The following is a 7770-nucleotide window of genomic DNA, read 5'->3' as shown; positions in this document are numbered from 1 at the left end:
GATCCGAAATGGCTGGGCATGGCCACCGAAGGCTACGTGTTCGCCGCCCTGGTGTTCTGGATTTTCTGTTTTGGTATGTCGCGCTATTCCATGCATCTGGAACGCAAGCTCGACACTGGCCACAAGCGTTAGGAGTTCTGTAATGAGTGAAGCAATCAAAAAGCCTGTAAGCGCTGAAGGCATTATTCAGATGCAGGGCGTGAACAAGTGGTACGGCCAGTTCCACGTACTGAAAGACATCAACCTCAACGTCAAACAGGGCGAGCGTATCGTCCTGTGCGGCCCGTCGGGTTCCGGCAAATCGACCACCATCCGCTGCCTGAATCGTCTGGAAGAACACCAGCAGGGTCGCATCGTCGTCGATGGCGTGGAACTGACCAATGACCTCAAGCAGATCGAAGCGATCCGCCGCGAAGTCGGCATGGTGTTCCAGCACTTCAACCTGTTCCCGCACCTGACCATTTTGCAGAACTGCACCCTGGCGCCAATGTGGGTGCGCAAGCTGCCCAAGCGCAAGGCCGAGGAAATCGCCATGCATTATCTGGAGCGCGTACGCATTCCGGAGCAGGCGCATAAATTCCCGGGACAACTGTCCGGCGGTCAGCAACAGCGTGTGGCGATTGCCCGCGCCCTGTGCATGAAACCGAAAATCATGTTGTTCGATGAACCGACTTCAGCGCTCGATCCGGAGATGGTGAAAGAAGTTCTGGACACCATGATCGGCCTCGCTGAAGACGGCATGACCATGCTCTGCGTGACCCACGAAATGGGCTTCGCCCGCACTGTGGCCAACCGCGTGATCTTCATGGACAAAGGTGAAATCGTTGAGCAGGCGGCGCCGAACGACTTCTTCGACAATCCGCAGAATGATCGGACCAAGTTGTTCCTGAGTCAGATTTTGCATTGATGGCTTGTGAATAAAAACCAACCCGGCCATGTGCCGGGTTTTTTTTTGTCGGGTCAGGATATGGTGAGGTTTTCGTGTTCTTTGTGGACGGTGTGCTTGAAACCTCTCAGGTCCGCGCCCTCTGCCAGCGTCTGAACATCGACGAGCATGTAAGGGTAACGATCCAGCAGGCGCATCAGCAGCACCAACGCCTTGGGTGGAAGTAACTCACCGCGCTCGTAGCGAGAGAACGCGTTATGTCCGCCACCGGAGAGTAGTTGCACTGTCTCTTTTTGCGTCAGATGCAATTTGCGACGGATCCGCTTCATCTCGGCGCCGATCATTTGCCTCGCAGCGATAACCAGTTCATCGCCTGCTTTCGTATAACGTTCCGCGCTATCGGTATCGTCATCCCACTCGACTTCCCCACACTGCTGGCATTCCCAGCCTGCAAGATCATCTACACGGCGCTCCATGCCTTTGACACTCAAGGTTTCGCCGCGTCCCTCGAAATGCCTCATTCCCTCACGGGCACCACAGCTGAAACATTGCCGGGTTTTCATGGGTTTTTCTCCTTGAAGGAGATCACCGGTGCGCCGCCGGCAGGGCGGTATGTCACCTTGATGTAAATCTCCAGATCTTGTGAATGGGTGTGGTAAACGTCCTGCCAGACTCGATGATCGTCATAGCTGGTCATCGACTTGTACAACATCCTGTTCTGCAGCTCGTAAACGATTTCTTGCATCTCTCTGATGCTAAAGCCGAGAACATCGCCGGATTCTGCTGAACTTCTGGTAAAGGCCCTCCAGCCAAGTCGCCGAACCTCAGCCTTGATCACCGCCAAGTCGTAATGGGGTGTGTTCTTTTCCATAAGAAACCAAAACCCTGTCCCTGAAATTACCCTTAAAGGGTAATTTTGACCAATCGAAAATACCGCTCCATGTGTCTCCTTTTGACCCTAGGTGGTTGCCGTCCTACGCGGGTCTGACTAACATGTCGGAAAATTCATCCTATGATTGGATGAAAGGGCGAATCCTATGTCAGAAATTTCACCTCTCATTAAGCGATCCTTGGTCGATCAGGCTTTGGATCAGTTGCGGCAGCGCATTACCGATGGCGTTTGGGCTGTCGGCGAGCGTTTGCCAACCGAGCCTGAGCTGTGCGCCGAACTGGGCATCAGCCGCAACACCGTGCGCGAAGCGATGCGTGTACTGGCGTTTTCCGGGTTGATCGAAATCCGTCAGGGCGACGGCAGTTATCTGCGGGCGCTGGTCGATCCGATGGACACGCTCAAGGCACTGTCGCGCTGCTCGCTGGAACAGGCCCGGGAAACCCGGCACATCCTTGAGGTTGAGGCGATTGGCCTGGCCGCATTGCGGCGTACTGATGAAGACCTGATCGCGCTGCGTGAAGCGCTCGGCACCAGTGGCAGCCATTACCACGGCGATCTCGATACCTACATCGCTTGCGATCTGGTGTTCCACCGTCGTTTGGTGGACGCCGCACACAACCCGACGCTCAGCGAGTTGTATCGCTATTTCTCCAGCATTGTCGGCGCGCAATTGCGCCAGACCCTGAACATCGTCCCGCGCCGTCAGGAAGTGTTCGACTTGCACATCGAGTTACTCGATGCGGTCGAACAACGTGATCCGGAGCGGGCCAAAGCACTCTCGAGGCAGTTGATCAATGAACCTTGAAACCGGGAAAAATCTCTCAACCCCCAAGCGCACGGCAGAGCTCGAAGAGTTGCTGATCGATGCCGAGGCCGATGACGAACAAGTCCAGCAAAGCCATCCGCTGGTGCGCCGACCGTGGCTGTTGCTGCTGGGGCTGATTCTGGTCGCGCTGAACCTGCGTCCGGCGCTGTCGAGCATGGCGCCGCTGCTCAGTGATGTGTCGAAAAGCCTTGGATTGTCTGCGGCTCAGGCCGGTCTGTTGACCACCTTGCCGGTGCTTTGCCTGGGGCTGTTCGCGCCGCTGGCGCCGATTCTGGCCCGACGTTTTGGCGCCGAGCGCGTGGTGCTGGGGATTCTGCTGACGCTGGCTGGCGGCATCATCTTGCGCAGTAACTTCGGTGAAATCGGCCTGTTCGCCGGCAGCGTCCTTGGTGGCGCAAGCATCGGCATAATCGGCGTGCTCCTGCCGGGCATCGTCAAACGCGATTTCGCCAAACACGCCGGCACCATGACCGGTGTCTACACCATGGCCCTGTGCCTGGGTGCGGCGATGGCGGCGGGGTCGAGCGTGCCGTTGAGCGAACATTTTGGCAGCAATTGGGCGATGGGCCTTGGCTTCTGGGTGATTCCGGCGCTGGTTGCCGCGGTGTTCTGGCTACCGCAAGTCGGGCAGAAACACGGTGCGCACAATGTTGCTTATCGCGTGCGCGGTCTGCTGCGTGATCCACTGGCCTGGCAGGTAACTTTGTACATGGGCCTGCAATCGTCGCTGGCCTACATCGTGTTCGGCTGGTTGCCGTCGATCCTGATCGGTCGCGGGCTGACCCCAACCCAGGCCGGTCTGGTGTTGTCCGGTTCGGTCATCGTTCAGCTCGCCAGTTCACTGGCTGCACCGTGGCTGGCGACTCGTGGCAAGGATCAGCGTCTGGCGATCGTGGTAGTGATGGCGTTGACCCTCGGCGGACTGTTTGGTTGCCTGTACGCACCGATCGAAGGCCTGTGGGGCTGGGCGATTCTGCTGGGTCTGGGGCAGGGCGGCACGTTCTCGCTGGCGCTGACCTTGATCGTGTTGCGCTCGCGTGACGCGCATGTGGCGGCCAACCTGTCGAGCATGTCCCAGGGTTTCGGTTACACCCTGGCGTCGATGGGACCGTTCGCGGTCGGCGTGGTGCATGACTGGACCGGTGGCTGGAATGCTGTCGGCTGGATCTTCGGCATTATCGGTACGGGTGCGATCATCGCCGGTCTTGGTGCCGGGCGTGCGTTGTACGTGCAGGTACAAAGCGAAAGAATCTGAGGCGGTGATTTCAAATGTGGGAGCGAGCCTGCTCGCGAAAACGGTGGTTCTGGCGCCAGTGATATTGAAGGTGCCTGCCTTTTCGCGAGCAGGCTCGCTCCCACAGGGTTTGTGTCAGGTTTCGACGTGTTGGCGGTATTCGGTGCGCGAATGCCGATAGTGTTTCGGGCGATTGCAGATTATCGTGCTGGCAATCTGTACCTATTTTGGAGATTGCCCATGAGCGAAGCCCACGTCGCGTTGATCACCCGGTTCTACCAAGCCTTCCAGCGCCTCGATGCCGAGGCCATGGCCGCGTGTTACACCGATGATGTGGTGTTCAGCGATCCGGCCTTCGGCGAACTGCGCGGGCGCGATGCCGGCGACATGTGGCGCATGCTTACGACCCGGGCCAAGGATTTCTCCCTGACGTTCGACAATGTCCGCGCCGATGAGCGCAGCGGCGGCGCACATTGGGTGGCGACCTATCTGTTCAGCCAGACCGGCAATGTCGTGATCAACGATATTCAGGCGCGCTTCGTGTTTCGCGACGGCAAAATCTGCGAGCACCATGACCGGTTCGATCTGTGGCGCTGGTCGCGTCAGGCGCTGGGTTTCAAAGGTCTGATGCTGGGCTGGACGCCAGTGGTGCGCAACGCGGTGCGTGCGCAGGCATTGAAGGGACTGAAGGCATTTCAGGCCGGTCGCTGATAAGATCGCGGCCTGTTTCCTACGCACCCTTGATCGACAAGTGACGACCCTCAGCGAAAATTCTGTCGATGCCGACGTGCCAGTGAGCAAATCCTGGTTCGTCTATCTGGTGCGCGCCGCCAATGGCTCGCTGTACTGCGGGATCAGCGACGATCCGGTGCGGCGTTTCGCCAAGCACCAAAGCGGCAAGGGCGCGCGCTTCTTCCTCTCAAGCCCGGCGATGGCGCTGGTTTACACCGAACTGTGTCGTGACAAGGGCGATGCCTTGCGCCAGGAACGGCTGATCAAAAAACTCAGGAAAAGCGCCAAGGAATGTCTGGTCGCGTCTTATCAATCTGACTGATCGGTTCCCATCAGGCAGATCTGTAGGCTGCTAAGCAAATGCACGCTAAGCTGCGGGCTCATCTTTTGAGCGGCGGAGCCGAGCATGTCCGAGTTGATTCTGCATCATTACCCGACCTCCCCATTTGCCGAAAAGGCCCGTCTGCTCCTGGGTTTCAAAGGCTTGTCCTGGCGCTCGGTACATATTTCGCCAGTGATGCCCAAACCCGATCTGACCGCGTTGACCGGCGGTTACCGCAAGACCCCGGTGCTGCAAATCGGCGCTGACATCTATTGCGACACCTCGCTGATTGCCCGTCGTCTGGAGCAGGAAAAAGCCTCGCCGGCATTCTTCCCTGAAGGTCAGGAGATGATCGCCGCCAGTTTCGCCGCATGGGCCGACTCGGTAGTGTTCCAGCACGCAGTCAGTCTGGTATTCCAGCCGGAATCAGTAGCGGTGCGCTTCGGCAAATTGCCGCCGGAAGCGATCAAGGCGTTTCTCGCCGACCGCGCCGGGCTGTTCAGCGGTGGCAGCGCCACGCGTTTGTCCGCCGAGCAGGCCAAGCATCAATGGCCGACCATCATGGGTCGTCTGGAGCAGCAGTTGCAGCGCGAGCAGGGCGACTTCCTGTTCGGTGAGCCGTCGATTGCCGACTTCGCCCTGGCGCATCCGATGTGGTTCCTCAAGGCAACCCACGTCACTGCGCCCTTGGTCGATGCCTATCCGGCCGTTTCCGCATGGTTGGCCCGTGTGCTGGGCTTTGGCCATGGCGCGGCGAGTGAGATGACTTCCGAAGAGGCGTTGGACGTTGCGCGCAATGCAACCCCGGCGGCACTGCCGGATGAGCAGTTCGAAGATCCCAACGGTTTCAAGGCCGGGCAACAAGTGGCAATCGCCGCGACTGATTACGGGGTTGACCCGGTGGTGGGCGAGTTGTTGTTTGTTGGTAGTGAGGAACTGATCGTTCGTCGCGAAGACGAACGCGGCGGTGTGGTGCATGTGCACTTCCCGCGCTTTGGTTTCCGTATCGAAGCTCGCTAAAAGCAAAAGATCGCAGCCTGCGGCAGCTCCTACATGGATCGTGTGGGAGCTGCCGCAGGCTGCGATCTTTTGATCTTCGGGTTATTTCAGGGCTGCGAGAATTTTTTGCTGATCAAACCCGCGAATCAACGTGCCATTCACGTCGATCAGCGGAATCCCGCGTCCACCCAGTGCCTCATACGCCTTGCGCGCCTCGGCGTCCTTCTCGATATCGAACTCCTTGAAAGGAATCCCCTTGCTGTCGAGAAAGCGCTTGGTCTGTTTGCAGTAGCCGCACCAGTCGGTTGTATAGAGCACAACGTTCGCCTGGCCTCGCGTCTGCTCGGAGACCATCTGCGACGGATTGAACACCCGCTCGATCTTGCCCCAGTTCTGATAGACCACCACTACCAGCAGTACCAGCAGAACCTTCTTCAGCACATTGCCGAGCATCAGTTGCGACGCTTCAGCTGATCGGTGAGCGAGGTCGGCAGGCCTTTGATCACCAGCGTGCCGGCTTCTTCGTCATATTCGATCTTCGAGCCCAGCAGGTGCGCTTCAAAGCTGATTGACAGGCCTTCGGCGCGGCCGGTGAAGCGGCGGAACTGGTTGAGCGTGCGTTTATCTGCCGGAATCTCCGGCGACAGGCCGTAATCCTTGTTGCGGATGTGATCGTAGAAGGCTTTCGGGCGTTCTTCGTCGATCAACTCCGACAACTCTTCCAGACCCATCGGCTCGCCGAGTTTGGCCTGGCTGCTGGCGTAATCCACCAGTGTCTTGGTTTTCTCGCGGGCGGACTCTTCCGGCAAGTCTTCGCTTTCGACGAAGTCGCTGAAGGCCTTGAGCAGGGTGCGGGTCTCGCCGGGGCCGTCGACGCCTTCCTGGCAGCCGATAAAGTCGCGGAAGTACTCCGAAACCTTTTTACCGTTCTTGCCCTTGATGAACGAGATGTATTGCTTGGACTGTTTGTTGTTCTGCCACTCGGAGACGTTGATCCGCGCTGCGAGGTGCAATTGACCGAGGTCGAGGTGGCGCGATGGGGTCACGTCCAGTTCGTCGGTCACCGCTACGCCTTCGCTGTGGTGCAGCAGGGCGATGGCCAGGTAGTCGGTCATGCCTTGCTGGTAGTGGGCGAACAAAACGTGGCCACCGACCGACAGGTTCGACTCTTCCATCAGCTTTTGCAGATGCTCGACCGCAACTTTGCTGAACGCGGTGAAGTCCTTGCCGCCTTCGAGGTATTCCTTCAGCCAGCCGCTGAACGGAAACGCGCCGGATTCCGGATGGAACAGGCCCCAGGCTTTGCCCTGTTTGGCGTTATAGCTCTCGTTGAGGTCGGCGAGCATGTTCTCGATGGCCGCGGACTCAGCCAGTTCAGAGTCACGAGCGTGCAGAACTGCGGGCGTGCCGTCGGGTTTTTTGTCGATCAAATGGACGATGCAATGACGGATCGGCATGGGCTTCTCGGCTGGTGGATGGGAGGAGGGCAGGCTCCCCCGAAAAAGCGCCCAGTGTACCGCAACCACTGGTTTTGGCGCGGGGTGAAGGGCAATTCCGGGGCGGGAGCCTGTCCTTATGCAGTTTTTTCACGATTTAGAGCAATAAAGCTGACCAAATGGGTAGCTAGAGGCGGATATTTCCCCGTCTCTGTGCTAGTTTTGCCCCGTCTTACGCGAAGTCACTGCGTTAAGCGTGCATTCAGCATTTGTCAGGTCGAACCAAACCCTGATTTCGGTATCTATAACCCGACTCGTCGTGGTTATCGCCGAGGGTGCCAGATCCAGAAGATCGGGCTCGATGGCTGACACTGCACTCTGCAATCCATATGAATTTGATAGGGAAGGAACACTACATGGCTCTTACTAAAGACCAACTGATC

The 7770-nt window shown here is 58.2% G+C and carries 10 protein-coding genes and 1 pseudogene; 7 read left to right on the top strand and 4 right to left on the bottom strand.

Annotated features, from left to right (window positions below; all coding sequences use genetic code 11):
• Both ACIOZM_RS27980 and ACIOZM_RS27975 read left to right on the top strand, forming a co-directional pair.
• Nucleotides 1–132: pseudogene (locus ACIOZM_RS27980) on the top strand (amino acid ABC transporter permease); the annotation flags it as partial.
• Between the two features lie 10 nt (nt 133–142).
• Nucleotides 143–907, top strand: coding sequence for an amino acid ABC transporter ATP-binding protein (locus tag ACIOZM_RS27975; protein WP_401219997.1), 765 nt, complete (start codon nt 143–145; stop codon nt 905–907).
• A gap of 53 nt (nt 908–960) precedes the next feature.
• On the opposite strand, the gene ACIOZM_RS27970 is transcribed toward ACIOZM_RS27975, so the two are convergent.
• Both ACIOZM_RS27970 and ACIOZM_RS27965 read right to left on the bottom strand, forming a co-directional pair.
• The gene (locus tag ACIOZM_RS27970; RefSeq protein WP_401219995.1) at nt 961–1449 is read right to left on the bottom strand and encodes a type II toxin-antitoxin system MqsA family antitoxin; all 489 of its coding nucleotides are present in this window, start codon (nt 1447–1449) and stop codon (nt 961–963) included.
• Nucleotides 1446–1757 carry a type II toxin-antitoxin system MqsR family toxin gene (locus tag ACIOZM_RS27965; RefSeq protein ID WP_401219993.1) on the bottom strand — a complete coding sequence of 104 codons (312 nt, stop codon included), beginning with the start codon at nt 1755–1757 and terminating at the stop codon, nt 1446–1448. Before ACIOZM_RS27965 ends, ACIOZM_RS27970 begins: the two co-directional genes overlap by 4 nt.
• Nucleotides 1758–1923: 166 nt before the next feature.
• Between ACIOZM_RS27965 and ACIOZM_RS27960 the strand changes: the two genes are divergently transcribed.
• The 5 genes from ACIOZM_RS27960 to ACIOZM_RS27940 all read left to right on the top strand — a co-directional run bounded on the left by ACIOZM_RS27960 (nt 1924) and on the right by ACIOZM_RS27940 (nt 5912).
• A complete protein-coding gene (locus tag ACIOZM_RS27960; RefSeq protein ID WP_401219990.1) occupies nt 1924–2583 on the top strand; it encodes a FadR/GntR family transcriptional regulator in 660 nt (219 codons plus the stop codon).
• Nucleotides 2573–3859 carry a CynX/NimT family MFS transporter gene (locus ACIOZM_RS27955; protein ID WP_401219988.1) on the top strand — a complete coding sequence of 429 codons (1287 nt, stop codon included), beginning with the start codon at nt 2573–2575 and terminating at the stop codon, nt 3857–3859. The genes ACIOZM_RS27960 and ACIOZM_RS27955 overlap by 11 nt, the downstream gene beginning before the upstream one ends.
• Before the next feature lie 219 nt (nt 3860–4078).
• Complete coding sequence (locus ACIOZM_RS27950) at nt 4079–4549, top strand: nuclear transport factor 2 family protein (RefSeq protein ID WP_401219985.1); 471 nt, start codon at nt 4079–4081, stop codon at nt 4547–4549.
• Between the two features lie 40 nt (nt 4550–4589).
• Complete coding sequence (locus tag ACIOZM_RS27945) at nt 4590–4892, top strand: GIY-YIG nuclease family protein (RefSeq protein WP_401219983.1); 303 nt, start codon at nt 4590–4592, stop codon at nt 4890–4892.
• Nucleotides 4893–4976: 84 nt separating this feature from the next.
• Nucleotides 4977–5912: a glutathione S-transferase family protein gene (locus ACIOZM_RS27940; protein WP_401219980.1), complete on the top strand. Its 936-nt coding sequence runs from the start codon at nt 4977–4979 to the stop codon at nt 5910–5912.
• 81 nt (nt 5913–5993) lie between these two features.
• Here ACIOZM_RS27940 and ACIOZM_RS27935 read toward each other — a convergent pair whose 3' ends face one another.
• Together ACIOZM_RS27935 and yejK are read right to left on the bottom strand one after the other, a co-directional pair.
• On the bottom strand, nt 5994–6344 hold the full coding sequence (locus ACIOZM_RS27935; protein ID WP_401219977.1) for a glutaredoxin family protein: 351 nt from the start codon (nt 6342–6344) through the stop codon (nt 5994–5996).
• On the bottom strand, nt 6344–7348 hold the full coding sequence (yejK, locus tag ACIOZM_RS27930; protein ID WP_401219975.1) for a nucleoid-associated protein YejK: 1005 nt from the start codon (nt 7346–7348) through the stop codon (nt 6344–6346). The genes ACIOZM_RS27935 and yejK overlap by 1 nt, the downstream gene beginning before the upstream one ends.
• Between the last annotated feature and the right edge of the window lie 422 nt (nt 7349–7770).

This window comes from Pseudomonas sp. NPDC087346 (assembly GCF_044744235.1).
In the GTDB taxonomy this organism is placed as follows: Bacteria; Pseudomonadota; Gammaproteobacteria; order Pseudomonadales; family Pseudomonadaceae; genus Aquipseudomonas.
The sequence above is the reverse complement of the archived record's forward strand: the minus strand, read 5'-3'. Positions and strand labels throughout refer to the sequence as shown.

Coding starts and splice junctions, on each gene's coding strand:
- ACIOZM_RS27940 (WP_401219980.1), top strand. CDS start 4,977: ATGTCCGAGTTGATTCTGCATCATTACCCGACCTCCCCATTTGCCGAA.
- ACIOZM_RS27965 (WP_401219993.1), bottom strand. CDS start 1,757: ATGGAAAAGAACACACCCCATTACGACTTGGCGGTGATCAAGGCTGAG.
- ACIOZM_RS27975 (WP_401219997.1), top strand. CDS start 143: ATGAGTGAAGCAATCAAAAAGCCTGTAAGCGCTGAAGGCATTATTCAG.
- ACIOZM_RS27955 (WP_401219988.1), top strand. CDS start 2,573: ATGAACCTTGAAACCGGGAAAAATCTCTCAACCCCCAAGCGCACGGCA.
- ACIOZM_RS27970 (WP_401219995.1), bottom strand. CDS start 1,449: ATGAAAACCCGGCAATGTTTCAGCTGTGGTGCCCGTGAGGGAATGAGG.
- ACIOZM_RS27935 (WP_401219977.1), bottom strand. CDS start 6,344: ATGCTCGGCAATGTGCTGAAGAAGGTTCTGCTGGTACTGCTGGTAGTG.
- ACIOZM_RS27950 (WP_401219985.1), top strand. CDS start 4,079: ATGAGCGAAGCCCACGTCGCGTTGATCACCCGGTTCTACCAAGCCTTC.
- yejK (WP_401219975.1), bottom strand. CDS start 7,348: ATGCCGATCCGTCATTGCATCGTCCATTTGATCGACAAAAAACCCGAC.
- ACIOZM_RS27960 (WP_401219990.1), top strand. CDS start 1,924: ATGTCAGAAATTTCACCTCTCATTAAGCGATCCTTGGTCGATCAGGCT.